Source organism: uncultured Catenibacterium sp., assembly GCF_900540665.1.
Classification (GTDB): Bacteria; Bacillota_I; Bacilli_A; order Erysipelotrichales; family Coprobacillaceae; genus Catenibacterium.
This window is the reverse complement of record NZ_UQGV01000021.1, coordinates 1-25,468: the sequence shown is the minus strand read 5'-3', so window position 1 is coordinate 25,468 and position 25,468 is coordinate 1. Positions and strand designations below refer to the sequence as shown.

Below are 25,468 nucleotides of genomic sequence, written 5' to 3'. Positions count from 1 at the left end.
CAAGACCCCCAAATATTTAGAGCGAAGGTCTGACCCCCACAAAAATTAAAGACACAATCCAAATGGGTTCCTCTTTTCTTTTAGCTTTCTTCTATTTCTAATAGTTCTAGATAACGTTCATTCTTTTCTTCTAAAGTCTTTTCAACTTCATCACGTTCTTTACTTAATTCATCTAGTTTTTCAAAGTCCTGGGTACTTCCCATTTCCTCATCAATCTCAGATAAACGAGTTTCTAGATTTATTAAAAGATCATCCATACCTTCTAGTTCTTTCTTTTCACTAAAAGTTAATCTTCTTTTTCTATTCTCTTTTGCTTGTTTGCGATAATCTTCTTTCTGAGATTCTGTTTCTTTCTTTGTGTTTGTGATATCAATAGAAGCACTATAGCCACCATTCACATAATGGATTTCCTGATCTTTAAAGACAAATAATCCATCGACAATACGGTCTAGGAAATAACGATCATGGGATACAGTAATCACAATACCTTTAAATGTATCTAGATAGTCTTCTAATACATTCAATGTTTCAATATCTAAGTCATTAGTCGGTTCGTCTAGTAGTAATACGTTAGGAGCACCCATTAAAACCTTTAATAAATAGAGTCTTCTCTGTTCACCACCAGATAGTTTACCAATCTGTGTATATTGTGCATGATCATCAAATAAGAAACGTTCACACATGTTGCGAGCACTTAATGTCCCTTCGCTTGTTTCTAGATTATCACTTGTTTCACGAATATAATCGATGACTCTCATTGTTGGGTCATCATAATGGAAATGCTGCTGGAAGTAGGCCATACGGATTGTATCACCAATAATAATCTCACCATCATAATCAGTGATGATACCTGCAATCATATTCAGTAATGTTGTCTTACCACAGCCATTCTGACCCAATATACCAATACGATCAAATCTCTTAAATAAATAAGAAAATGGCTTAAACATCACCTTATCAGGATAACTTTTAGACACATTCACTAACTCTATTGTTTTCTTACCTAAACGACTTGTTGTATCAATCAGTTCTACTGTTCCTTTTTCCTGGATCTGTTCAATAGAAGATAATTCTTCAAAACGCTGTAAACGGTCCTTACTCTTAGTAGAACGTGCCTGAACACCTGCTCTGACCCATTCTAATTCCTTCTTTAAGAAGAGGTTTCTCTTTCTTTGTGCCTGTAAAGCGTTATTTTCTCTTTCTGCCTTTAATTCTAGAAAATGAGAATAGTTAGCGACATAAGGGAATATCTCACCTCTATCTAATTCATAAATCTTATTAGTAATACGTTCTAGGAAGTAACGATCATGAGTAACCATGAGTAATCCTTTAGAACGTTTTATTAAATACTTTTCTAGATATTCAATCATTGGTGTATCTAGATGGTTTGTTGGTTCATCTAGAATAAGTAAATCACATTCTTCTAGTAATACTATTGCAAGAGCAAGACGTTTCTTCTGACCACCAGATAGAGTGCTGATCACCTGATCCATATCTTCTAAACCAAAACGTGTTAAAGAAGACTTGATAGAATATTCAGGAACATCTTTAAGAATATGTTTTGCTTCATTAAGAATTGTTTCATTGTCTCTAAATACAGGATTCTGAGATAAGTATGCAATCTTTAAGTCCTTCTTATAAGTAATTGCAGGACTTTCATGATGGGCAATCATCTTTAATAAAGTACTCTTACCTGTCCCATTGACACCAACTAAGGCAATCTTGTCTATGTCCTCTACAATCATATTCAAGTTCTTATACAACTGTCTCTCACCAATCGCATAAGATAAATTCTGTATATTAATTAACATGTATTCACCTCTATAAAAGAGAGTGGAATAAATCATCCACTTCCTGTTTTCTCTTCTTTGTTTCTTCAGGTAAAACATGGAAACAATCATCTAACACATCATTTACATGTGCATTCAGATCTCTCTTTAAAATGGTTTCACCTGTCTTTAAGTTTTCTAGATGATAATACCCTTTTTCATCAATTCTTTCAACAACCCACATGAAATCATCTCCTCTTTGTTTTCCTCATTATAGCATGCTATAATGGGGAAAAGGAGCGTGAACTTTATGAATAATATGCTTTTATTTGGTTTATGTGTTGTTGTGCCGGTGCTTATTCCTTTAATCAACGCATTATTAGTTGCAGTATTATGGAAAATAAAATAAGTACAAAAGGGGTCTTCTGCCTGCTGATGACAGCATTCTGCTGGTCACTTGCAGGTTTATTTATACGTGCAAGCCACTTAAGTGGCTTGGGATTCTCTATGATGAGTTCACTTGTTGCGATACCTCTAAGTATGATCATCCATCATAAGAAATTGGTATTCAATAAGATGACAATTACAGTAGGGGGCTTTCAGTTCCTTATGAGCTTGACTTTTATTTATGCAAATAAGCTTACATCAGTGGCGAATGCGATTGTATTACAGTACTCATCAACAATCTTTGTATTGATTTATCAATCTATTGATTTACGTAAATTACCAACAAAACGACAAATGGGGATTATTGCGATTGTCTTTACTGGTATGGCACTATTTTTTGCAGATACTCTTTCCTTCTCACATTTATTAGGAAATATTCTTGCAATTACATCAGGAGCCTGTTTTGGAATGCAGTTCTACCTTAACAACAAAGAAGATGCAGAAGCTTTCTCTTCTACAATATTTGCCTATATATTCTCTCTTACAGTAGGCTTGATTGTCTTTAGGGGACTTCCGGATGTCCATCTTACAGATGCCTTTGGAGTATGTGGCTATGGGTTCTTCCCAATGTGTTTAGGCGGTATATTCCTAGCCATAGGTATTTCCTGTACAGAAGCTTTTACAGCTAATCTTATTTGCATGTTAGAAGTCATTTTAGCGCCTCTATGGGCTTTTATCTTTTTCCATGAAACAATATCCGGTATTAGTTTAATCGGTGCAGGAATGGTTGTAGGAGGCATTATCTTAAACTTAATATTAGACTTTAAAAAAGCAGCCTTATAAGCTGCTTCTTTATTTCGTAGACCATTTCTACTTTGATATATTAATAATGTCTTCGATGGTCTTGTCTTTCAACAAATTGTCACACGCTTCATTAAGATCTACAAAAATAGAATCGATGGCTTGTTCTACCTTAGAGTCCTTAATGGCTTCTCTTCCATCTTCACCATTGTGCCAAGTCACATGGATATAATCATTTGAGACAGATTTCGCAATCTCAGATAAAGTAATATCATCTGTTTCTTTGTCAAGACGATATCCTCCATCAACACCTGCTTTAGCCTTAATAATACCAGCTTCTCTCAATTTGATCATAACACGTCTTACACGTACTGGATGAGTGCAAATATGCTTTGCAAGTTCATCACTAGAAATAAGGTCTTGGTTTTCACCTAAATAGACGAGAGCGTGGACAGCAATACTAAAATCACTAGTCATATGTATCACCTCCATATAAAACTTCTATTATTATTTCCATTTACATAATAATGCCTTTTGTAAATATTTACAAGATTATTTTGGAAAAAATTCACAAATAACACTTAAAAAAAACCTTTGGTAATCAACACTTTTACAATTTTGGTTATAAATTTATGAAAAGAATGCATATCATTCGTAGTCTTGTTCTAAAAGTGTTATGATAGGTTTAGATAAAGGAGGAATTGAATATGAAATTCTATCGTTGTGAACATTGTGGTAACGTTATCACTCATTTTGTGGATTCTGGTGTACCAGTAGTTTGTTGTGGTGAACCTATGAAGGAATTAACACCAAATACAACTGATGCCGCAGTTGAAAAGCATGTACCTGTTGTAAAAGTAGAAGGAACTAAGGTGACAGTATCTGTAGGATCAGTAGAACATCCTATGACTGAAGCACACTACATTACATTAATTGTATTAGAAACTAAGAATGGTACTCAGTTCAAACAGTTAACACCTACTGATAAGCCTGAAGCTGTATTCTATATGGGTGAAGGTGATGAAGTTGTAGCAGCTTATGACTACTGCAATCTTCATGGTTTATGGAAAGCATAATAAAAAAGCAGAAATAAATTCTGCTTTCAAGACTGTTCAGATGAACAGTCTTTTTTAGTACTTTAATGCTTCTTCAATATCATTGATTAGATCTTCTGGGTTTTCTAAACCAATAGATAAACGAATAAGTGTTGGATCAACACCTGCTTCTTTTAATTGTTCATCTGTCATCTGACGATGTGTATGGCTGGCAGGATGTAAGATACAAGTCTTTGCATCTGCAACATGAGTTACGATATTAATAAGCTGTAAGTGATCCATGAAAGTCACAGCTTCCTTCTTATCGCCTTTTAAACCAAAGCACATAACACCGCATGTACCATGAGGCATATATTTCTTAGCTGCTTCATGATATTTATCATCTTCTAATCCAGGATAGTGGATCCATTCTACTTTTGGGTGATTCTTTAAGTATGTAGCGACCTTTAAGGCATTCTCACAATGCACACGCATACGCGCAGATAATGATTCAATACCGATATTTAATAAATAACTATTAAATGGTGAAGGAATAGATCCTAAGTCACGCATTAATTGTGCAGTGGCTTTTGTAATATAGGCAGCCTTACCAAATCTCTTGGCATAAGTAATACCATGATAGCTAACATCTGGAGTAGTGAGTCCAGGGAACTTTTCTGCATGACTCATCCAGTCAAAGTTTCCACTATCGATAATCGCACCACCAACACCTGATGCATGACCATCTAGATATTTAGTCGTAGAATGAGTCACAATATCAGCACCCCATTGAATAGGTTGACAATTGGCAGGTGTTGCGAATGTATTATCCACAATTAAAGGTACACCATGTGCATGCGCAATAGAAGCAAACTTTTCAATATCTAATACTTCCATTGTAGGGTTAGATAATGTTTCTCCAAACATACACTTAGTATTCTCTTTAAATGCGGCATTGATTTCTTCAACAGATGCATCCTGATTAATAAAAGTTACATCAACGCCCATCTTCTTCATAGTTACTGAAAGCAGGTTATAACTACCTCCATAAATATTACCAGAGGCTACAACATGTCCTCCTGCTTCACAGATATTAAAAATCGCAAAGAAGTTAGCTGCCTGTCCTGAACTTGTTAACATACCAGCATAGCCACCCTCCATGCTAGTAAGCTTAGCTGCAACTGCATCATTAGTAGGATTCTGCAAGCGTGAATAGAAATAACCATCTTTTTCTAAATCAAACAACATGCCCATTTCTTCACTTGAATCATATTTAAAAGTAGTACTTTCATAAATTGGTAACTGTCTAGGTTCTCCATTACCAGGCTTCCAGCCTTCATGGATTGCTTTTGTTTCTAATTCCATATAATTTCCTCCATTTTTTAAACATTATATACCATAAGGGTTGTAGGGATTTAAGTTTTTTTAAAAATTTTAAGTAATTTATTCTAGTTTTAGGGAATAAGTATATAGAAGGAGGAATAAAAATATGAATGAAGTTAAATTACAAGGTCAGATTACATCTGATCCAGAAGTGAAAGAATCTAGAAATGGAATATTAAGAGGTTCTTTCTTACTTACTACGAAAGGAGGGACTGAAGATAGACCACGTTATGATTATATACGTTGTGTAATCTGGGATGAGAAAGCACAGTATGTTGTAGATCACTTTGAAAAAGGTCAGTCTGTGTCTATTGAAGGAAGTGTCAGAGGACGCTTTTATCCAAATCGTTCAGGAACAACTTCATATGCTATGGAAATTTATCCAGAACATATGGTATGTGAAGACTCTAACTATTCATTCTAGAACATGCATCAATGATGATTGAGTAATGCATGTTCACACGTGTATAATGTATCTCGAAAGTGAGGGATACAGATGAATAGAAAATACTTTTTCTTTGATATTGATGGAACTTTAGCTGTAGGTACACCAGGAGATCAATATATTCCTGAATCAACACAATATGCTTTAAAACAGCTAGAAGCAGAGGGTCATTTTATTGCGATTGCGACAGGTAGAAGTTATGCCATGGCACATGATTATATGCATGAATTAGGTTTTCATAATATGATCAGTGATGGAGGGAATGGAATTACTATTGATGATCAGTTGATTGGTATTGAACCATTGGATTATCAATTATGTCTTGATTTAATAGATGAATGTGAGAAGAAGGGTTTGATATGGGCTTTTTCTCCTGACAACAAAACAAGAAGACTTGCACCAGATGATCGTTTTTATGAGTTCACTCATGATATTTATATGAAGACAGAAGTGGTAGAAAGTTTAGATCCACGTGATTATGATCAAATCTATAAGGTATATATTGCCTGCTTCAAGGGTGAAGAAGAGAAACTAGAATCTTTAAAGAAGTTACCTTGGTGTCGTTTTCATAAGGAATACTTGTTTGTAGAACCAGGAGATAAGAGCAAGGGTATTAAACGTATGGTGGAACATCTTGGTGGTGATGTTAAGGATGTTGTCGTATTTGGTGATGAAAAGAATGATTTGTCTATGTTTATTCCAGAGTGGACAAGTATTGCGATGGGTAATGGTATAGATGAATTAAAGAAGAAAGCCACTTATGTGACTACTGATGCCGACAAGGATGGTATCTACAATGCCTGTCTGCATTATGGATGGATCAAGGAAAGATATCTTTTGGCACTTGATATGGATGGTACACTTCTGAAGTCTGATAAGACAATTTCGCCAAATACAGCAGATTCTTTAAATGAAGCAAGTAATAGAGGACAGAGTATTTGTTTATGTACAGGAAGAGGGCTGGCAGAATTAAAGGACTATGAAGGTGAATTAGATTTCTGTGATTATGGAATTTTATTAAGTGGATGCTTGATCTATGATTTTAAGAATAACCAACCATTAGAAGTCAATTCTTTTGATACAAATGTATTTACACAGATGATGGATATTGTGAAGAAAGAAGATGTGATGTTGTATCTACTTGATTCAACACATTCCATTGCTTCTCAAAAAGATATAGAGAATATGCCTTACTATAATATGGCTATTTATCAGTCTATGTTTGAAAGTCATGCATTAGCTGTAGAGGATATCTATGAATATGCAGAAGTACATAAGGATGAAATCCTTAAGCTCTGTCTATATAATCCAAGTGTTGATGCAATGAATCATCTTCTAAAGAAACTAGAAGTGTTTCCAGTCAGCTGTGCTGTAGTAGAAGAAACAGCTATTGAAGTCACACCTTTAGGTATTACTAAAGGTGCAGGCCTTGAATCTCTATCATCTTACTTAAATATTCCTATTGAAAATACAATCATGATGGGAGATAGTGGAAATGATATTGAAGCATTCCAGAGAGCCGGTATTGCCATTGCGATGGAGAATGCGACAGAAGAAATCAAGAATCTAGCCACTGAAATCACATTAGATAATGATCATGATGGTATAAAAGTCATCGTAGATAAATATCTTTTGTAAGTAGAAATGATTTCGTGTAGAATACCCCTTTGTAGGAGGGGGAATCATGCGTTATAAAAATCATTTATTACTACTACTTACAGCCTTTATCTGGGGCTGCGCCTTTGTAGCACAGAGTGCAGGTATGGACTATGTAGGCCCATTTACTTTTACTGCCTTACGTAGTTATTTAGGAGGACTCGTTTTATTACCACTTATTTATTTCTTTGATCATACAATGAATTTCAAGGATAAGAAATTATGGGCTGGTGGAATTGCCTGTGGTATTGTATTAGGCCTAGCCAGTGGTTTACAGCAGTTTGGTATTCAGTATACAACTGTTGGTAAAGCAGGATTTATTACAGCACTTTATATTATTGTCGTACCATTCTTTAGTTTATTTTTAGGGAAGAAGTTAAGTCCTAAGATTGCTATCTCTGTTGTCCTAGGAGTTATTGGTCTTTATTTATTATGTATGACAGGATCACTAACTTTTGGTAAAGGTGACTTATTAGTATGTGCATGTGCCTGCGTATTCGCATTACATATTCTTGTCATTGATCACTATTCACCTTTAGTAGATGGTGTCAAGATGAGCTGTATTCAGTTCTTTACATGTGCATTATTAAATACTATTCCTATGTTCTTATTTGAAGATGTATCTATGCATAATATCATGGCAGGATGTGCACCTATTCTCTATGCTGGATTATTATCAAGTGGAGCAGGCTATACATTACAGATTATTGGACAGAAGGGTATGAATCCTACAGTTGCTTCTATCTTGTTAAGTATGGAATCTGTATTCTCAGTACTTGCAGGATGGATGATCCTAGGTCAGAGTCTTACAATAAAAGAAGGATTGGGCTGTGCACTCATGTTTGTCGCAATTATTATTGCACAGTTACCTGATAAAAAAGCCATTCAGAATTAAATTCTGAATGGCTTTTTAATTGAATGCTTTTTTTCTTAGTATCATATAAGTGATGAGATGGGCAGCTGCAGTGACAACCCATGTGACTGGATATGATAGATAAATAGAATTGAGTGTATGGAAATATTGGAAGATAGTAAGAATCCACAAGACTCTTAGTCCACATGCACCAATTAAAGATACAATCATAGGAATAGTAGAATAACCTAAACCTCTTAATGAACCCACTATAACATCCATCCAGCCACAGATGAAGTAAGGTACACATATATAGAGTAATCTTTCATGACCATAGGCAATAGCTTGTACATCTGTTGTATAGATACGAATGAGTTCATCAGCAAAGAAGTAGACAAGATTACCTAAAACAAGTCCTACAACTGTGACTATACCAATACATAATGCTAGAACTCTATCGACTCTTTTTCTATCATTAATACCATAGTTCTGACTAGTGAAAGTCACACAAGCCTGATAAATGGCATTCATAGACTGATAAACAAATCCTTCAAGTGAACCTGCGGCAGCATTACCAGCCATCGCAATAGAACCAAATGAGTTAATAGATGATTGAATCAGGATATTAGAAATAGAGAAAATAGCACCCTGTAATCCTGCCGGTAACCCAATCTTGAATATCTGAATCACTTTATCTTTATGAAACTTTAAAGCATGGATATCTAAATGAATGACAGTACTTGTTTTCATCAAACAGTTGATAATAAGTATTGAAGAAACAAGTTCTGCTGTAAATGTCGCAAGTGCAACACCAGCTACATCCATCTTGAATATAATAACGAATATTAAGTTTAATATGACATTCACAACTCCAGCCACTATAAGGAATATAAGTGGTCTTTTTGTATCACCAATAGCACGTAATATGGCAGCACCAAAGTTATAAAGTGCAACAAAGGGCATACTTACAAAATATATACGTAAGTAAGTTGTTGCTAGATTGATGACATCATCAGGTGAACCCATTGCTTCTAGGATTCTTCTTGATCCTGCTACACCAATTACTGCAAAGATCAAGCCAAAGACAATTGCGAGTAGTATAGCAGAGTGTACTGTTTCATGGGTATCCTTGTCTCTTTGCGATGCAATAAAACGAGCTACAAGGACATTGACACCCACAGATAAACCAATAAATAAACTGACTAATAGATTGACAACAGAAGATGTAGAACCAACTGCTGCAATAGAACGTGGACCAGCAAATTGCCCTACCACAATAACATCTGCTGCATTAAATAATAACTGCAGCACCCCTGAAAACATTAGTGGTATAGAAAATATTAAGATTTTACCAAGCAATGGACCGTGCGTCATATCCATTTGATATTGATCTTTCTTCATGAAATCCCTCCCTTACCCTTATAGTCTAGCATATTAAAATAAAGAGTGTTGAGAAGTTTCAAAAAGAGTAAATGAAAGTAACACTTTTTTTTTAGAGAACCATTCGTTATAATTGTTTTGGAAAGAGGGGAGTGAAAAAATGATATTTCACGAAGTTGAATTATCTCATACAAAAGAAATCATGGATTCCTATGAAGTGAATCCGATTATTGCGAAATATGTTGAGCATAGAGGCTTTACAAAAGAAGACTATGAAGCCCTCAACACACCATTCTATTATAACTTTACAGATTTAGAGAATGGTGAAACAGTATTGAATCTTATTAAAGAAGCATGTGCTTCTAAGTCTAAGATTCATATTTGTATCATGAGTACAGAACTACATCATTTATTAGAAAGTGCAATGATCTTCCTTGGTGTCTTAATGGCTAAAGGAAAGTCAGCTTTTGAATTCTTTGATGGTCCTCAGGATGATTTTGGACCTGGTCTTCATATTATCTTAGGAAAACAGTTAGAAGTAAGAGATGGAAATGATGTTTATCCATTAGTACCTGGTGGTCACTATAAGGATGAAGATGTTGCACAGAGCTTACTTGTATTACAGCTTATTAATGCATTACTTGGTAAAGAAAACCATTATTTAGCTTCTCTTGCAGGTATTGGTATCCAGTCTGAAGGAGTTCCTCTATGTAATTCTAATCGTTATCATTTAAAGAAGACTTTAGGATTATTAAATGATTGTCGTTTTGATGCGATTGAATTTATTGCATTAACACCTAAGACAAGACAGAAAAACAATATGCGTCAAAGAGAATTCAAGAAGACATATAATGAAAGTGTTATGTCTGGTTCTATCACTAATAAGATGGCTAATTACCTTAGTTCTTTAAACAATGCGAAGAAGATGGTTAAGTACCTTATTTATGGATGTCCTGGTACAGGTAAGTTCCGTTCTGTTGCACCTATTGCGGATGAAATCAATGCAGGATACTTTATTAGCGATGAATTCTATGATGATGATCGAGTAAGAGATGTGATTCCATTAGAAATCTCAGACTTATCTAAGACAAATATAGAAGAATACTTGCAGGTATTATCACCATTTGGAAATGGACAGGAAAAGACTTATATCTCTATTGAAGGTTTAGTCATTCATGAAGCACCTGTAAAGGATTATTTTGATCATATCAAGTTAAGCTTCTTTATTCCTAATGTGGGTGGTATTGATACAATCATCTATAATCCAAACTATAAAATGAATCAATTTAAACAAGGTCAGACAGTCAAGATTGTAGGAAAACTCTCTATTAATGACTTTACTAGTTTAATGACAATTAATGCAGTACAGGTAGACATTCTTGATTAAGAATGTCTTTTTTAGCGTATAATTATTAGAGGAGGAACACATATGAGAATAAGAGATATCATAGACTTATTAGAGTCACAGGGTGAATGGGTGAATAGAAGCTGTACAAGAGATCGTATATTGTTTGGGGATGATCAAACAGAAATAAGCGAAGTAATAACATGCTGGGTTGCGACTAATAAAGTGATTCAATATGCAATAGAACATGATATACATTTTATTATTTTACATGAGAATCCATTCTATCTCGCATCTACCACTTTACCTACATTAATTTATAAAGCACAAAAAGAAAAAGAAGCATTATTAAAGGAAAATAATATTACTATTTATAGATGTCATGATTTGTGGGATGTCTATCCTGAATATGGAATTAGAGATAGCTGGGCTAACACATTAGATCTAGATTTTGAAGAATCACATGATCATTCTTATTATAGATATACTCATGATATTAATATGACAGTAGAAGAATGTGCACATCATATTATTGATAAGATTAAATGTTACCACCAGCAAGGTATAGAAATTATAGGAGATAAGACTCAAATAATACATAGATTAGGCATAGGTACAGGTGCTTGTACAGATATATTTGAAATGTATGAAGAAGGTGCAGATGCATGTTTAGTCAGTGATGATGGTGTAAGTAACTGGATAGGTGTCCAGTGGGCAGTAGATCATGATATTCCACTTATAGTGATTAATCATATGACATGTGAAGCACCAGGTATGGAACATATGGTAGAGTACTTGTCTAAACAGTTCCCAGAAGTGACATTTACTTTTGTATCTAATGATTATGGTATATACCATATGGATGAATAAGCATTTTTAAGCACGAATTTGATAAAAATGAAGTATAAAAACAATTCATGATATGATAACTGTAAGAGGGATATGATGAATTGTTTTTTTACACGCCGTGAGCAAGAATCCCCCCCACCTCTATAGGTGTGCGGTAAACACGGCGTTTTGTTCGTTGAGTTATTAGTAATCAATGCAGTATAATGTACCATAAAGGATGTGATATCATGAACAATATTGATTTTAAGAATCTTGTATTGATAATATTTAATCAGACATTAGGAATACTTACTTATCATAATGATCGTAGTGGATTATATGAGGATTTATTTTCTTCATATCAATTAGGAAGAGATATAAAGAAAATAGAAAAGAATGAGCCTTTTCCTAAGCCAGAAATATATGTTTCTGCCCTTAAAAGATTCTTTCAAAGTGATACAGATGTATGTATTCAAAAGACAACACAGTTATTAGAACTATTGATGATCCATAAATATATTGATCACATTGAAGGTCCAGATATTCTTACTAAATGTGATAAAAATACTCTAAGTATATATCAAGATTTAATTCTAGATTTATGGCATCATTACTATGATCAATATTCTACAAATCATATTCAACCCTATAGAATACCAGTTGACATGATTAATAAGATTATTGATGAGTACATGAAGTTTAGATTACCTGTTACTTTAGAGTTCTACCAACAAAGAATAGATGATATCACAGAACTACTACAAACCAATAAAGCGAATGACTTGTTTAAAAACATTAAGACTGAATACATTCATTTCTTTAAGAATGTTTTGGATAATGATTCTTTTTATACTCTATCACAAGAAGAAACAATTACTTTTATGAATACGTTATATTCCATCTCAGATATACTAGATAAAATGCATCATGAGGATGCGTATCGTATTAATCTGGAAGTATTGAACTTCTTAAATCAAATCTATGATGATGATGATTTTGTCAATGTTTCTGTGAATGATATACGTAGGATACAAGGGTCAATTTATGGGATTATGATTGAAAATTCAGATCAATCAATACAAGGAAATATTAAATTATCTAAAAACAATAATATTGTACGTATTGAAAATCATAACAAACCAATCACGCAAAAAGAAAAAATGGATATGTGTTTAACTGCATTGAAGAATCTTCTTCAAAATGCCCATTTAAACAAGCTTAACTCAAATCTTGATGAAGAAATCTATATAACAGTATATGAAAATAGATTATTAAGAAATCGTTCTATAAGTGAAGAAGAAATCAATGCCCTTTATGTATTAAGTCGTATATATGCGAATATCGCAACATGTTACTTACAATATATAAAGTACGATCTTTCAACAAGAGAAGATCCTGTTGAGTTATGTGAAGAGTATCATAATAAATCAGGCTATGTGCGTAATCTTATTGTACGTATCACAAAGAAGCTGTATGGAGAAAACTCTACTCAATACAATGAAGCTTTATATTTCTTGGCTGATCATTATCATTCTATAGCTACCTTCTATTTCTATATTCATGAGAATTCAAAGACAATTCTTATTCGTATGGCTTTGTATCATTTTTATACGCATATGGGCTTAAAAGAAAAAGCCCATATGCAGTTAGATCTAATGCCTATTGATCAACATGTAGATAACAATTTTGATATGATCTTTACAAGATATAAGAAAGACTTTGCATATCTTTCTTACACAGAACCAGATTCTTATGAAGCAGTTAAAAACTTAATTAGTGAATATCAAATCTATAAAAAATTCATATAAAAGGCCCGACATTGTCGGGCCTTTTCACGTACATTGGATGCTTTTTCCATCTTGATTAATATAGAATGATGAAATGTTTACTGATGTATCATCTATAACAGCTAGAACTGATATGATTCCATCAAATATCTTGGCTAATTCACGGTTCACACTTTCATCTGATATAGAAAAATGATTGCATGAATTAATATGACTATGCCATATTCCGATAAAATCATAGCTTGAATCATTTACTATCTCTGTCGCTTTATCACCATCTAGATGATATGAAAAGCTACTTAGATTCATTGATGGAATACTTATTGCTTGCAATCCTATGATACTGATAGGAGTTCTTATTCCTAGAAGAATACCACCTATTTCATAGTTGTTGTGTAAATCATATATAGTTTGATATATTTGAGAGATACATCTATTACTCATTTTTGCTATCATTCTATTTGATTCTTACAAGATATGAGAAGCCACACTCATCACAAGGGCATTGTGCAATATCACCTTTGACTAGACGTGGACCATCAGTTTCCCATCCACATTTTGGACATTTAAAATAATTACTGAATAGCTTTACGTTTGGAATTTTTTTAACAATTTTTTTCATACTTCTGTTCCTCCTTTTCTATAAGTGAATTGTATATGAATGATGTATTGAACTAGTAACCACAAATCATGATTTTTTGGAAAAATTAGTCAAATTATGAGAATATACCGAAAAGTATTGTAAAGATTAAAATGATTATGCATACATTCATTATAATTTCAGCAACATATACAGCAAGAAAACCACATACGACAACTAAAGAAGAAGATACAACTGTCGCAAAGGGGACTAATAGTCCAAGTGATAACCAAGTATATTCATAACCTGATTTTATATAATGTTTTTGTGCATAGAATGCAATGATAGCACCAGTAATACTACCGACAATAGCCAAAATAATACGTGCTGTTGTGAGTTCAAAAGATGTCCCACATAGTTTAATGCAAATGGGAATAAAATATTTAGCTAGGAATGGACTAAAAACTAATCCACTTAATATACATACAAGCCATAATTTCCAGGATTGACTGAGTTGATTGATATTAATGTTTTTTGATGGCACTTTACTTTTGATTGCACACCAGGGACACTTATGATAACTTGCAGGATAGACATGTACTTCAGGATAAAGTTTTTTACATGTTTTCATATTACTTTTCAATAGCTTTCCTAAAGCATTCTGCCATTCTCTTGCACTTGGTCTTTTAAGAATAGTAGAAGATTTAATGGCAGTAGAAGAAGTATAGTTAAATGCACGATCAAATAAGTCTCTGATATCTTTTGGAAGCATCTTGACATCTGGTGAATCAGATGAAGCTTTTCCTTTGGCGTTGGTTACATAAGGACAATTCCCTCTTAAAATATTGTAGACAACAGGGTTAGTACTTGTAGATGACTGTGAAATATTAAAGCTTGTACAACCAAAAGGATGACAGTTATTCATCAACAAGGTACATATATGAATAGCCAATGAGAAATCATCTGTTTTCTCATTAAATACACTTCTTGAATCTGCTAAATTCTTTCCCTGTAATTCAGGAGCTAGCATCTCTGAGATACCAACACTACACTTATAAACCTTACCTGTTTTCTTATTGGTAATGTTGAAGGAATCAGTATCGATGATTGTCACATGGCCATGTTCATCAATCATAATATTATTGGGGTTCATGTCTCCTATAACCGCATTTGATTGATGTATGATCTTTACCGCTAAAGATAGATTATAGGCAATCGCAATAGAGGTTTTCCATGTATAGTGTGGATAGAGCTGCATACGTTCTCTTTCTCTACTTGCTGCAAAGATATGATGTGTACTTTTTACTCTAGGCATAACATAACCAACAAACTGTCCTTGCTGGTTCAGTAATAGATCCTGAGGCCAGGCAACAGTTAGTACACCATTTACATATGGCTGAACAGGCTGTTCCAACATTGTTTCAATCTTCTCTTTTAAATTTTTACGAGGATTACTATTACCAGGAACAGGGTTGAATTTACTATTAAAATATATCTTTGCGACTAGAGAAGGATTACCTACAATATCATAGATTTCACCTTCGCCACCACCGCCCAAGCGTTGACCTAAATCATATATTTTGTGATTTCTTCCATAATAGATCATAGATCTCACTCCTTATCTTTATTGCTTTTTTCACCCACATTTGTGAGTTGTTTTTTAATATACTTTCCCACTCTATAAGCTGCATTAAACATATCCTTTACAGCTTCTTTTCCTTCATTATCAGTCACATTATCCTCTTTATGTGACTCTTCTTTATCTGACTTCTCATTATCTAGTTTCTCTTTATTTAGCTTTTCCTTATGTTCATAATGATCTGCATATAATATTTCATCTATTTTTTTCTTTCTCTTAAGTGTATCTTCTTCCCATTTCTTACTATCAAATGGAATAGGGAGTTCCATCTCCTTTAATTGATCAACATTCTGGATTACTACAAAGCTGATATCATCTGTTACTATGTTTCTAAAGTCAGGGAAATCTTCACTTTTACCTGCTAGATAATTTTCCCATTCTAATTGTTGTTCTTTTTCCTCTTTTTCAGTTTCAGTAAGTGCTGGTTCTAGGAATGGAAAGAATACTCTATTATTCATCGCAATTGAATCAACACAAAAGTCTAATACGCCATCAGTCATTAAAACACATGAAGCAACATCATTACATTTCCCAAACTGCCATGTATCCTCCTCTCTTAATGGAAACACAGTGTTTACTTCTTCACCTTTATGTCTTTCTGTAATCATTTCATACTTTCTGTCAGAGTAAAGAGCAACAATCCCATCATCACCAATATGACCAAAATAGAGAGTATTCCCAACATATACAACACCTGTAAGGGTACAATCATATTCTAAGAAGGGAAGTTCATCTTTTTCTGAAGTTTTATTAATTTGTGATAAGCTATAATGAAATGCATGTTTAAGTATAGTAAGTATAGTTTCTTCAGAGAATTCTTCTACTTTATTCTCAATATTAAAAGTAAGACATTCAATAAAGCTTTCTACTGCAACTTTAGAACCAATCTGACTATATTCACAGCTTCCGACACCATCTGATATTGCCGCAATAATAATCTCTTGATCAAGATGTGTCATACGTTTAGTACAACTGTAATCCTGGCATGGCAGATCTTTCTTAATATGACTTTCTCCCTGCTGGGTAATATTAAATGTATGAATCATAAATATTCACTCCTTTCATCTAGTAAAAGAGATTGTAGAAGTAACAACCGCAATCTCTAAATGTAATTACATCCCTCTTACTTCTACTTCTAACTGATAATCTTTGGTAGATGGAAGTGTAGCAGTGCTCTCTCCCCTAGAATGAGAAATTCTACTCATGCTGTTACTTAACCATACAAAAGCACCTACAAAGTTTTCCTTGCTTGCCTTTAAAACTAATCCATCTTCTCTTAGTGTTTTGAGAAGTCCGATATCAGCATCACCAATAGCTACAGGAAAGAAAGTAGTATGATTATCTTTCTGAAAGTCTAATAATCTTTCAAATGCACCGTTGTCTGGATCATTTGCGCCACCATCTGTAAGCATAAAGATCCAAGGGCGATAATAAGGCACATGTTCCTGTTTGTATTGTGCTACACGTGTTTTAATTTCACTCATACCTAACTCAACGGCCTCATGCATAGCTGTCATACCATCACAATCAATGAATGGGCGATAGAACTCGTAAACGGGTGAGAATGGGGCGATAATTTTAGCCTCATCGTCGAATCCAATGACACAGAATTCTACACATCCTTTAGCCTGGTCATCTAATGAATTCACTAAAGTATCTAATCCTCTTTCAATCTGATCTTGTACGCTACGCATTGAAGAAGATGTGTCTACTAATACGACACATGGAAGATGCATCTCTGTTCTATTGATGATATCTCCATTCATAGCTCCACCACGTGGATATTCTTTCATGTTAAACATATTTATTTCCTCCTTGTATACCCCTTTGGTATGACTTAATTATAGGAAATAAAGGATCTGAAGTAGTAACCAGTTATTGCCAAATTCTGTCCAAATATGGAAAAAGAACCTCCGAAGAGGTTCAATCATATTCTTTACTACATGCAATAAGATAATGTCTGGCATTTGCACTCTTTACTTGTTTTGCACGTCGTAGTAAACATTCTTTTTTCAGTTCTTTATTGTCTATGAGTTCTAATAATTGTAAAGCTATCTGATATTGTGAATGAGACATACAATCTTTAATCTTTTCTAATAGCTTTTCTTCACCTATGAGTTCTAATAAGATACTATTATACTCTTGATCACTGACAGGTAATAAATGAACAGGATCACCATCAAACCATCCCACGTAACCTGTATAGACACTTTTAACTGCCCATTCTACAGTTCCATAATATTCCTGTAGGTAAGGAAGTGTTTTAAGATGGTCTGGTAATGAAACAGTTTGTACTGTTTCATCTAGAGTAAGACCTTTATTAATACAGTCTAGGGTATTAAAGAGAATATATTCGATAGTTTCTTTAAACTGACCTACTTGGTTTTGGATTAATTCTTTGTTTAATAAAGGATGTGTATGACCTGGCAATAGAACATTTGCATCAAAAGAAAGAATAAGGTCTAAAGAATCAATCCATGTAGCTAGGTCTCTGTATTGTGTTCCTCTAATAGCATACAAGGCAGGAAAAACAGCATAATAATTATCACCTGTACATAGAACCTGATCATCATTCATCCAGATACAAATCTGATCATTAGTTTCTCCTGGTGCTCTATATAGTTCTAGATGAATACCATCTATATCTCTTATGACTTTATCTTCCGTATATAAAGTAGTAGGAGAGATAAAATCATAGTGTCCATGTCCTGTGACTTTACCTTCTCTTACGCCTATACCTTGGCATATTGCTTCTTCATTTGTGAGTGTATACCCATGCTGGTATGTTCCTCTTTTTCTTAATCCTTCATCAATCTTTTCATAATACTTTAAAGGTGTTTTACAAGGTGTAAAAGCAATGACTTCTTCTACAGTATCTCTAAAGGTACCAGCACCACCTCTATGGTCTGGATGTCCATGTGTATAGATTAATGTTTTGACAGGTTTATCTGTATACTTTCTTAAGTCATTCAATAAGTCTTGTGAATATTCATTAGAATCTAGAGTATCTATTAAGATAACAGAACTGTTACCTATAATAGCAGTCGCATTACTGTGACCATAGGAATAGAAGAATAGAATGTGATCATTGATTTCATAAAGATGTTTTTTAAATGTCTCTTGTGTATGTTTGATTAGTAGTTGTTCACTCATAGTAAATACCCTCCTATCTGTATTCTACAAGAGAATGAGATAGGAGGGTAGTAGGTACTTTTAGGTAAGTGTTAGGAAAGAATGTAATCGTAGATGTCTGATCTAACTGGTTGGTCTAGATGATAGTAGATTTCACAGACTGGCACATCATTAGCCATTGTGGTCTCTTCTATTTTTGAAATATAGACTTCACCTAAATAATAGAATTCTTTTGAAGCAGCATCATCTTTATTTTTTCTAATAAACAAATAGATATTTGTTTTATTTTCTGCTGCTTTTACGAATTTTTCCATACCTGGGTTAGTGATTCTAACGTTGCTTTTAGACATAGCTACAAAATTTTGGGCATCGATAAAGTGATCCGCATATTTTTGAGTGTCTACAACTGATTCATCTTTATCATAATTAATAAATACTGGAAGAGTATTTGTACGCGAATTATAGAAGTATCCACCAATATTTAATGGTACAATATTCTTTTCCCAGTTAAGTAATCGACAAACATCTTCATATGTATACTTAGAGTATAAACAGAAATCGGTATTCTTATATCTATTAGAATACTCTTTTATATTTTTATCAATTGCATATTCAATAACTTCCATTACTTGATTTTTAAAATCTTTATTATTCAGTAATTTTAAGAACTGTGGTGAAGACTCAAAGTTTTCATCAATAAATACAGCATCCTCAAAGGTCTTTTTACTTGAACCGGTCATAAAGTTCTGAGATAAGATATTTGAAATAGTTTCAATACCTACAGCAGGTAAATTGATTTGATAAATATTGTTTAATGTCTCTTTGAGATGTGTAATAAGATTTGTTCTTTTATTGATGATTAGCTTAATAGCTTCTAATTCTTCAATTCGTTTTCCAGAAGAAAGCTTTGAAGAAATAAACTGAAGGTATTTTACCTCTAGAGCACTAAATTTTACATGGTAGTCTTTTTCGTATTTAGATAAGAATGTGTGGTAACAACCAAGAGACTTGTTTTGGAACATTAATTGAACATCAATGGCACCATATTGTTCAAATTCTTTTAAATGAGGAATTCTACCAAGCTTTTCTTTTAACTGTTTGTAAGAGTCTTTAATAAGTCTTACTTGTGTAAAGTTTGCTGCATCGATAGATTGATAAATTCTCTTTTCTGTAATTTGATCAAACTGAATGGTAGAAGCACCTGGTGTAATAAGCGAACCTTCACATACAAACTGTCTTAATGAATCTTTGTTGTAATTAGTTTGTCCTGACAAAGCGACAGGGATTAAGAAATTCTTTTCATAGTTACCAATAAAATCAATAATGACAACATATTCTTTAGAATCATTCTTTCTTAAACCACGTCCCAATTGTTGCACAAATACGATTGCTGATTCAGTAGGTCGTAACATAACGACTTGATTCACTTTAGGAATATCAATGCCTTCATTAAAGATATCAACTGTGAATATATAGTCTAATGAATCCTCATCATTAGATTCTAAAGAATCAATTGCTTTTTGTCTCATCTCTTCTGAAGAATGACCTGTTAATGCAATTGTTTTATATCCTCTCATATTAAATAGCTGAGAAAGCTTTTCACATTCATCCTTGCGACTACAGAAGATTAAACCATGAATACGATCACCACTATAGCCATATTCATTGATTTTTTCTATAATATAATCTGCTCGTAATTCAGATGTGAGAATGTTGAATTCTGATTTATCATCAATCTCAATTCCATCGATAGTCATATCAGTTATTCCATAATAATGGAATGGACAGAGTAGGTTATATTCCATAGCCTGTACTAATCTAATTTCATAAGCAATATTATGATCAAACATTTCATATATATCAAAGTCATCACTTCTTTCAGGTGTTGCAGACATACCTAATAAAAACTTTGGTTTAAAGTAATCTACAATATCTTGATAAGACTTAGCACCTGCACGATGTACTTCATCTATAATAATATAATCAAAAGCATCTCTATCAAACATTTCTCTATATTCTTTTTTATGGATTGTTTGAACAGTAGAGAAGATGAAATCAGAATCAGCTTCTTTTGTGTTTCCAGAGAAGATCCCCATAGATACGTTTGGAATTAAATAATTAAAAGAACGAAGTGCCGCTTCTGCAATATTTCTTCTGTGAACAATAAATAATAATCTTTTTGGGTTAAAGCGTTTTACATCAAATGCTGATAAGAAAGTCTTACCAGTACCAGTTGCTGAGATAAGAAGAGCTTTATCTTTGCTATTATCTCTTAGATTCTTTAATGATTTTAAAGCTTCTTCTTGCATTTTATTAGGTTTTATTGTTGTTGAACTATGTGTTAGGGTATGGCGAACAGGTTTTACATAAGTTTCTTTGTAATTATCAATCCATTCATTTGTGAGTGGAGTAGATAGTTCCCATTGAATATTAAATTCATTAGATACTTGTGCAGCAAGCTCACCATTTTCGTGAGACGTAAAAAATAAGTCCCATTCTTGATTTGATTCTAGTGCTGTTTGAGTTAAGTTTGAGCTACCTACAATAATGTCACGATGTTCTCCTTTATGAAAAATAAATCCTTTAGGATGGAAACCACAATGTTCTTGTTCAAATATTCTTACTTCTATGTTAGTAAAAGAAATGAGTTGCTTAAACATTTTAGGATCATTAAAACCTAAATATGTGGATGTAATAATACGCCCTTTAACGCCTTTTTCTTTTAAATTTAATAGTATTTGTTTTAAAACAGCCAGTCCAGATTCACTAATAAAAGCAACTGAAAATTCAAAATAGTCACATTCTTTTAATCTTTTAGTAATTTCAAATGCAAGATTCATTCTTCTTTTATAATCATTGAAAAATAATTTAGGTCTTAAATCCTTATTAGAAGGAAAAGACTGATCAATAAAGCTTGTTTGCAATGCTTTGTTTAATTCATCCATATAAAATAACTCCTTCAATACGAAAACTAATACAATTATATCATATGATTGAAATAAAAAAGAAACCAAACTTGTTAAGCTTGATTTCTTGCAATAAGTTTTTCAATAATTTGTAAATCAGCTGGAACCCATACAACATCTTCTTGCCCAGGAATAATCCACTTACAATCTTCATGTTCTAGTAATTCATAATGATTATCTGGAATATGACATAAGAAGCAATCCATTTCTAATATGAATGTTGGATAATTATAGTGAACATGCATAAAGAATTCATCTACGATTAAATGTGCGTTCATTTCTTCTTTTAATTCTCTGATAAGTGCATTCTCAGGAGTTTCACCTGGTTCGATTTTTCCGCCAGGGAATTCATACATTCCTTCAAATTCACCATAACCTCTTTTCGCAATCATGATCTTATCATCTTTACAGATGATAGCTGCTACTACATTTATTGTTTTCATATGATACATCCTTTCATTACCTGCTTATTCTATCATAAATAAATAGAATTTCAAAAATCGGCATGCTTATTGTATATATATGTAAAGCTTATTCACTAATTAGAATCAGAATGTTCCTTTTTCGTTCAATAGCAATTCCTTATCTTCAGTTGTATTCTTCATAAATGATTCTCCTTTGATATTTACTCTGATAATGCATATTTTGTCTTTAAATCACTACAGCGATTATAGTTTATGAAGCCTTCTTTTTGCAGACGTCCCACAATAACTCCACAAAGAATATGTTCTTCCTTAGTAAAAGCATAAATAGCTTCTTTTGAAAAATCATTCTGATTTACAAATGCATTGAATTCTTCTGTAGGAATAAGTGTTTCTTTTGCAAAAGTGTCAGCGGCATTTTCATCTTCTTCAGTTGTTCCATCTGGCTGGTTGATGTGGCCAAGTAAAATATGGCCAAGCTCATGGAATAGACTAAACCAGAATTTATCTGCATCTTTGCCGCGGACTGTTAAGCCAACAACTATTTTGTTTCCATCGTAGAAAGTTGCACCATGCAGGAAAGAACCTCCAATGTGAGGAAGAAATACAAGCGCAATACCACAGCTAGATAACAGATCAATCAACTTAGGGCAGAAATCAGAAGGATTCATTGTGGTCATACTTCTTATTTCTGGCAAACTTTTCTTAAGTGTTTTTAAATCAACTAATGAAGTCTCAATAGTACGAGCCTCTAGTTTAGCTTTTTGTGCCCATGCCAATAGTGCAAGATCACTTTTTTCTGTTTCAGCCAATCTACGACATGCTATTTTTGATAATTGCATATTCTTAATAATCCCAAGGTTTACAACTTCAAAATATTTTCTAAGATTAATAACCTTTTCGATTATATCTCTAGTCTCAGGGACCCAACCATGTTTGGACATTTCACGATAAGGTAGTTTTTTTGCTAATTCCTTATCGCCATCCATGTCATTCTCAGCGTTGGCTTTTACTATTTTTTCACGATAAGTGGCCTCTAGTTTATTCCAAAACTTTGCAGGAACACCTAATACCATTTCTAAACGAACAGCAACATCCGGAGTCAACTGAACTTCGCCATTAATTAATTTGCTAATATGTTTTTCGGACATGCCCATGCGTACTGCAAATTCTTTCAGACTAAGTCCTCTATCAAGCAACTGCTCTTTAATAGTTGCTCCCGGTGGTGTTGCAATAAAAGTGCGACTTTTCACCATCGTAATACCTCCTTAAATAAAATGAAAATTTAATGATAATCTATGATTTCCATTATGTTAGCAATTTGAATTTTATCTCCTGTTTTCTCAAAAACCAGTCGATAAGGATGAACTAAATCCATTGCGTATTGACCTTTGCGATTTCCTTTTAATGGATGACATCTTCCGATATAGAATTGAACCATCTCTTCAACAGTATCGATTGCATATATTTCATCTATACGCTGATGGATTTTTTCGGCCATTTCTGAACCATATTTCTTTTCTGCCTCGCTTGCGATTGTACACACCTTTTCGATTTTGCGAGTCTTGTATGTTATTTCCAATCCATGACCTCTTCCGAGGGTTTACCTTTAAGGTAAATATATTATAATATTTTTTTGCTATAAATATCACTGATAATAATTTACTTATGAGGTAAATTTGAATCATGTTATGTCGGAATGCTTTGCGTTTTATGCTGCGGGAGGGACTGTGTATGTAGTCCCTCTTTTTAATTTGTGTTATATTAATGTTAATGCTTACAAAAGAAGGGGTATAAAAATGGAATATAGAGGAACACAAAAAGTAGTAGTTACAGGTGAAGATTTTGGACCAGCTGTAAAGAAGACTATTATTAAACTTGATTATGTTATTGATTTGATAGATATGAATAACTTGAAGGTCATAGAAGAAAAGAATGATGTAATTGATCAAATAACAGGTGAAGAAGGGATAATAAGAACTGAAAGAGAAATAATAGATGCTTATATTTCAGATGAATATGGTAATAAAGAGAATACTTCATCTAATTATATGACTATTGAATTGGCTATATCACCTAGTGTGGGTTCCCCATTTATCTTTCATACGACAACTCAATTGAATAATTGGTGTAATCCTTATAGATTACATATAAGTGGTATGGACGTTAATCCGGATATTGATGTAGAGGGTGATGCTAAGTCATGCCCACAATTAGATAAGTGGACTATGAATTCATACAAGGCGGTAGATGGAATAAAGTATGCATATGCGGAATACAAACCAACAAATGATTGTAAGAAACATCCTTTAGTAATCTGGTTACATGGGTTAGGTGAAGGGGGAACGGATCCTTCCATTGATTTGTTGGCTAATAAAGTGACTGCTATGGCAGATGTTCCTTTTCAGAAGTGTATGAATCAAGCGTATGTACTTGTACCACAATGCCCTACTATGTGGATGGATAATGGAATAGGTGAATATAAGAGTGATACAAAGAATTCTATATATACAAAGAGTTTGTTTGAATTTATTGATTGTTATGTGAAAAATAATCCTGATATTGATGCAAATAGAATATATATTGGAGGATGTTCTAATGGTGGATACATGACTATGGAAATGATTTTACATTATCTACATTACTTTGCGGCAGCATTCCCAATCTGTGAAGCATATCATGATGCATATATGACAAATAATCAGATTGATAGTATCAAACATATGCCTATTTGGTTTACTTATGCTAAAACGGATCATGTGATTGATTATACACTATGTACTGAACCTACTGTAAAAAGACTACTTGCTGCAGGTGCTACAAATATTCATGTATCGGTATTTGATGATGTACATGATACAACTGGGCTGTATAAGAATGAGGATGGTAGTACTTATGAATATAATGGTCATTGTTCTTGGATCTACTGGGATAATGATGAATGCTGTGATGGTGATCTTAATGCATGGGAATGGTTAGGACAACAGGGGAACTAGTTAGTTCCTCTTTTTATAGTGTGCCGGGCATGGCACTAATTCAGTCGGAGATAAACCGACCACAG

Annotated in this window: 24 protein-coding genes; 9 read left to right on the top strand and 15 right to left on the bottom strand. The window is 33.4% G+C overall.

Translation table 11 applies throughout. The features are described 5' to 3' along the window. Nucleotides 1-80: 80 nt before the first annotated feature. Both QZQ55_RS04370 and QZQ55_RS04365 read right to left on the bottom strand, forming a co-directional pair. Nucleotides 81-1,811 (bottom strand): ABC-F family ATP-binding cassette domain-containing protein, encoded by a 1,731-nt coding sequence (locus QZQ55_RS04370; RefSeq protein WP_295090364.1) that lies wholly within the window; start codon nucleotides 1,809-1,811, stop codon nucleotides 81-83. 10 nt (nucleotides 1,812-1,821) lie between these two features. Beyond that, complete coding sequence (locus QZQ55_RS04365) at nucleotides 1,822-2,013, bottom strand: hypothetical protein (RefSeq protein ID WP_295090361.1); 192 nt, start codon at nucleotides 2,011-2,013, stop codon at nucleotides 1,822-1,824. Nucleotides 2,014-2,162: 149 nt separating this feature from the next. Here QZQ55_RS04365 and QZQ55_RS04360 point away from each other — a divergent pair, with 149 nt between their 5' ends. Then, nucleotides 2,163-2,999, top strand: a complete 837-nt coding sequence (locus tag QZQ55_RS04360; RefSeq protein WP_295090358.1) for a DMT family transporter — start codon at nucleotides 2,163-2,165, stop codon at nucleotides 2,997-2,999. A 27-nt stretch (nucleotides 3,000-3,026) separates the two neighbouring features. On the opposite strand, the gene QZQ55_RS04355 is transcribed toward QZQ55_RS04360, so the two are convergent. Beyond that, nucleotides 3,027-3,434, bottom strand: a complete 408-nt coding sequence (locus QZQ55_RS04355) for an Rrf2 family transcriptional regulator (RefSeq protein ID WP_295090355.1) — start codon at nucleotides 3,432-3,434, stop codon at nucleotides 3,027-3,029. 230 nt (nucleotides 3,435-3,664) lie between these two features. Between QZQ55_RS04355 and QZQ55_RS04350 the strand changes: the two genes are divergently transcribed. Next, on the top strand, nucleotides 3,665-4,033 hold the full coding sequence (locus tag QZQ55_RS04350) for a desulfoferrodoxin family protein (RefSeq protein WP_221711553.1): 369 nt from the start codon (nucleotides 3,665-3,667) through the stop codon (nucleotides 4,031-4,033). A gap of 54 nt (nucleotides 4,034-4,087) precedes the next feature. Here the strand turns inward: QZQ55_RS04350 and QZQ55_RS04345 are convergent, their stop codons facing one another. Further along, a complete protein-coding gene (locus tag QZQ55_RS04345) occupies nucleotides 4,088-5,356 on the bottom strand; it encodes an O-acetylhomoserine aminocarboxypropyltransferase/cysteine synthase family protein (RefSeq protein ID WP_295090352.1) in 1,269 nt (422 codons plus the stop codon). Nucleotides 5,357-5,480: 124 nt separating this feature from the next. Between QZQ55_RS04345 and QZQ55_RS04340 the strand changes: the two genes are divergently transcribed. From QZQ55_RS04340 to QZQ55_RS04330, 3 genes are all read left to right on the top strand, one after another. Further along, nucleotides 5,481-5,798, top strand: coding sequence for a single-stranded DNA-binding protein (locus tag QZQ55_RS04340; RefSeq protein ID WP_022425350.1), 318 nt, complete (start codon nucleotides 5,481-5,483; stop codon nucleotides 5,796-5,798). 72 nt (nucleotides 5,799-5,870) lie between these two features. After that, nucleotides 5,871-7,457: a Cof-type HAD-IIB family hydrolase gene (locus tag QZQ55_RS04335; protein ID WP_295090349.1), complete on the top strand. Its 1,587-nt coding sequence runs from the start codon at nucleotides 5,871-5,873 to the stop codon at nucleotides 7,455-7,457. Between the two features lie 46 nt (nucleotides 7,458-7,503). Then, nucleotides 7,504-8,370 (top strand): DMT family transporter, encoded by an 867-nt coding sequence (locus QZQ55_RS04330; RefSeq protein ID WP_295090345.1) that lies wholly within the window; start codon nucleotides 7,504-7,506, stop codon nucleotides 8,368-8,370. Between the two features lie 15 nt (nucleotides 8,371-8,385). Here QZQ55_RS04330 and QZQ55_RS04325 read toward each other — a convergent pair whose 3' ends face one another. Further along, a complete protein-coding gene (locus QZQ55_RS04325; protein WP_295090342.1) occupies nucleotides 8,386-9,729 on the bottom strand; it encodes an MATE family efflux transporter in 1,344 nt (447 codons plus the stop codon). Nucleotides 9,730-9,868: 139 nt separating this feature from the next. On the opposite strand from QZQ55_RS04325, the gene QZQ55_RS04320 reads away from it, so the two are divergent. From QZQ55_RS04320 to QZQ55_RS04310, 3 genes are all read left to right on the top strand, one after another. Next, nucleotides 9,869-11,095: a hypothetical protein gene (locus QZQ55_RS04320; RefSeq protein WP_295090339.1), complete on the top strand. Its 1,227-nt coding sequence runs from the start codon at nucleotides 9,869-9,871 to the stop codon at nucleotides 11,093-11,095. A 42-nt stretch (nucleotides 11,096-11,137) separates the two neighbouring features. After that, a complete protein-coding gene (locus QZQ55_RS04315) occupies nucleotides 11,138-11,923 on the top strand; it encodes a Nif3-like dinuclear metal center hexameric protein (RefSeq protein WP_295090336.1) in 786 nt (261 codons plus the stop codon). A 206-nt stretch (nucleotides 11,924-12,129) separates the two neighbouring features. Further along, nucleotides 12,130-13,689, top strand: a complete 1,560-nt coding sequence (locus QZQ55_RS04310; protein ID WP_295090333.1) for a hypothetical protein — start codon at nucleotides 12,130-12,132, stop codon at nucleotides 13,687-13,689. Nucleotides 13,690-13,713: 24 nt separating this feature from the next. Here QZQ55_RS04310 and QZQ55_RS04305 read toward each other — a convergent pair whose 3' ends face one another. From QZQ55_RS04305 to QZQ55_RS04260, 10 genes are all read right to left on the bottom strand, one after another. Beyond that, a complete protein-coding gene (locus tag QZQ55_RS04305; RefSeq protein WP_295090330.1) occupies nucleotides 13,714-14,124 on the bottom strand; it encodes a hypothetical protein in 411 nt (136 codons plus the stop codon). 1 nt (nucleotide 14,125) lies between these two features. Further along, on the bottom strand, nucleotides 14,126-14,290 hold the full coding sequence (locus QZQ55_RS04300; RefSeq protein WP_295090327.1) for a hypothetical protein: 165 nt from the start codon (nucleotides 14,288-14,290) through the stop codon (nucleotides 14,126-14,128). A 94-nt stretch (nucleotides 14,291-14,384) separates the two neighbouring features. Next, the gene (locus QZQ55_RS04295) at nucleotides 14,385-15,854 is read right to left on the bottom strand and encodes a hypothetical protein (protein ID WP_295090324.1); all 1,470 of its coding nucleotides are present in this window, start codon (nucleotides 15,852-15,854) and stop codon (nucleotides 14,385-14,387) included. Between the two features lie 5 nt (nucleotides 15,855-15,859). Then, nucleotides 15,860-16,933, bottom strand: a complete 1,074-nt coding sequence (locus QZQ55_RS04290) for a PP2C family serine/threonine-protein phosphatase (protein WP_295090321.1) — start codon at nucleotides 16,931-16,933, stop codon at nucleotides 15,860-15,862. A 66-nt stretch (nucleotides 16,934-16,999) separates the two neighbouring features. Continuing rightward, the gene (locus tag QZQ55_RS04285) at nucleotides 17,000-17,689 is read right to left on the bottom strand and encodes a VWA domain-containing protein (protein WP_295090318.1); all 690 of its coding nucleotides are present in this window, start codon (nucleotides 17,687-17,689) and stop codon (nucleotides 17,000-17,002) included. A gap of 121 nt (nucleotides 17,690-17,810) precedes the next feature. Next, nucleotides 17,811-19,040 carry an alkyl/aryl-sulfatase gene (locus QZQ55_RS04280; protein WP_295090315.1) on the bottom strand — a complete coding sequence of 410 codons (1,230 nt, stop codon included), beginning with the start codon at nucleotides 19,038-19,040 and terminating at the stop codon, nucleotides 17,811-17,813. 71 nt (nucleotides 19,041-19,111) lie between these two features. Continuing rightward, nucleotides 19,112-21,964: a DEAD/DEAH box helicase gene (locus QZQ55_RS04275; protein ID WP_295090313.1), complete on the bottom strand. Its 2,853-nt coding sequence runs from the start codon at nucleotides 21,962-21,964 to the stop codon at nucleotides 19,112-19,114. A 74-nt stretch (nucleotides 21,965-22,038) separates the two neighbouring features. Beyond that, entirely contained in the window at nucleotides 22,039-22,428 is a 390-nt protein-coding gene (locus QZQ55_RS04270) for a (deoxy)nucleoside triphosphate pyrophosphohydrolase (RefSeq protein WP_295090311.1), read from the bottom strand. 182 nt (nucleotides 22,429-22,610) lie between these two features. Then, the gene (locus tag QZQ55_RS04265; protein ID WP_295090308.1) at nucleotides 22,611-23,663 is read right to left on the bottom strand and encodes a HigA family addiction module antitoxin; all 1,053 of its coding nucleotides are present in this window, start codon (nucleotides 23,661-23,663) and stop codon (nucleotides 22,611-22,613) included. Between the two features lie 29 nt (nucleotides 23,664-23,692). Next, the gene (locus tag QZQ55_RS04260; RefSeq protein ID WP_295090304.1) at nucleotides 23,693-23,989 is read right to left on the bottom strand and encodes a type II toxin-antitoxin system RelE/ParE family toxin; all 297 of its coding nucleotides are present in this window, start codon (nucleotides 23,987-23,989) and stop codon (nucleotides 23,693-23,695) included. 217 nt (nucleotides 23,990-24,206) lie between these two features. Between QZQ55_RS04260 and QZQ55_RS04255 the strand changes: the two genes are divergently transcribed. Next, nucleotides 24,207-25,403 (top strand): hypothetical protein, encoded by a 1,197-nt coding sequence (locus QZQ55_RS04255; RefSeq protein WP_295090301.1) that lies wholly within the window; start codon nucleotides 24,207-24,209, stop codon nucleotides 25,401-25,403. Nucleotides 25,404-25,468: the final 65 nt, after the last annotated feature.

Excerpts from the sequence above, each read along its gene's own strand:
- QZQ55_RS04320 (WP_295090339.1), top strand. The coding sequence starts at position 9,869 with ATGATATTTCACGAAGTTGAATTATCTCATACAAAAGAAATCATGGAT.
- QZQ55_RS04265 (WP_295090308.1), bottom strand. The coding sequence starts at position 23,663 with ATGGTGAAAAGTCGCACTTTTATTGCAACACCACCGGGAGCAACTATT.
- QZQ55_RS04365 (WP_295090361.1), bottom strand. The coding sequence starts at position 2,013 with ATGTGGGTTGTTGAAAGAATTGATGAAAAAGGGTATTATCATCTAGAA.
- QZQ55_RS04370 (WP_295090364.1), bottom strand. The coding sequence starts at position 1,811 with ATGTTAATTAATATACAGAATTTATCTTATGCGATTGGTGAGAGACAG.
- QZQ55_RS04325 (WP_295090342.1), bottom strand. The coding sequence starts at position 9,729 with ATGAAGAAAGATCAATATCAAATGGATATGACGCACGGTCCATTGCTT.
- QZQ55_RS04285 (WP_295090318.1), bottom strand. The coding sequence starts at position 17,689 with ATGTTTAACATGAAAGAATATCCACGTGGTGGAGCTATGAATGGAGAT.
- QZQ55_RS04275 (WP_295090313.1), bottom strand. The coding sequence starts at position 21,964 with ATGGATGAATTAAACAAAGCATTGCAAACAAGCTTTATTGATCAGTCT.
- QZQ55_RS04315 (WP_295090336.1), top strand. The coding sequence starts at position 11,138 with ATGAGAATAAGAGATATCATAGACTTATTAGAGTCACAGGGTGAATGG.
- QZQ55_RS04295 (WP_295090324.1), bottom strand. The coding sequence starts at position 15,854 with ATGATCTATTATGGAAGAAATCACAAAATATATGATTTAGGTCAACGC.
- QZQ55_RS04330 (WP_295090345.1), top strand. The coding sequence starts at position 7,504 with ATGCGTTATAAAAATCATTTATTACTACTACTTACAGCCTTTATCTGG.
- QZQ55_RS04280 (WP_295090315.1), bottom strand. The coding sequence starts at position 19,040 with ATGAGTGAACAACTACTAATCAAACATACACAAGAGACATTTAAAAAA.
- QZQ55_RS04300 (WP_295090327.1), bottom strand. The coding sequence starts at position 14,290 with ATGAAAAAAATTGTTAAAAAAATTCCAAACGTAAAGCTATTCAGTAAT.
- QZQ55_RS04340 (WP_022425350.1), top strand. The coding sequence starts at position 5,481 with ATGAATGAAGTTAAATTACAAGGTCAGATTACATCTGATCCAGAAGTG.
- QZQ55_RS04310 (WP_295090333.1), top strand. The coding sequence starts at position 12,130 with ATGAACAATATTGATTTTAAGAATCTTGTATTGATAATATTTAATCAG.
- QZQ55_RS04360 (WP_295090358.1), top strand. The coding sequence starts at position 2,163 with ATGGAAAATAAAATAAGTACAAAAGGGGTCTTCTGCCTGCTGATGACA.
- QZQ55_RS04335 (WP_295090349.1), top strand. The coding sequence starts at position 5,871 with ATGAATAGAAAATACTTTTTCTTTGATATTGATGGAACTTTAGCTGTA.
- QZQ55_RS04350 (WP_221711553.1), top strand. The coding sequence starts at position 3,665 with ATGAAATTCTATCGTTGTGAACATTGTGGTAACGTTATCACTCATTTT.
- QZQ55_RS04290 (WP_295090321.1), bottom strand. The coding sequence starts at position 16,933 with ATGATTCATACATTTAATATTACCCAGCAGGGAGAAAGTCATATTAAG.
- QZQ55_RS04270 (WP_295090311.1), bottom strand. The coding sequence starts at position 22,428 with ATGAAAACAATAAATGTAGTAGCAGCTATCATCTGTAAAGATGATAAG.
- QZQ55_RS04355 (WP_295090355.1), bottom strand. The coding sequence starts at position 3,434 with ATGACTAGTGATTTTAGTATTGCTGTCCACGCTCTCGTCTATTTAGGT.
- QZQ55_RS04345 (WP_295090352.1), bottom strand. The coding sequence starts at position 5,356 with ATGGAATTAGAAACAAAAGCAATCCATGAAGGCTGGAAGCCTGGTAAT.
- QZQ55_RS04305 (WP_295090330.1), bottom strand. The coding sequence starts at position 14,124 with ATGATAGCAAAAATGAGTAATAGATGTATCTCTCAAATATATCAAACT.
- QZQ55_RS04255 (WP_295090301.1), top strand. The coding sequence starts at position 24,207 with ATGGAATATAGAGGAACACAAAAAGTAGTAGTTACAGGTGAAGATTTT.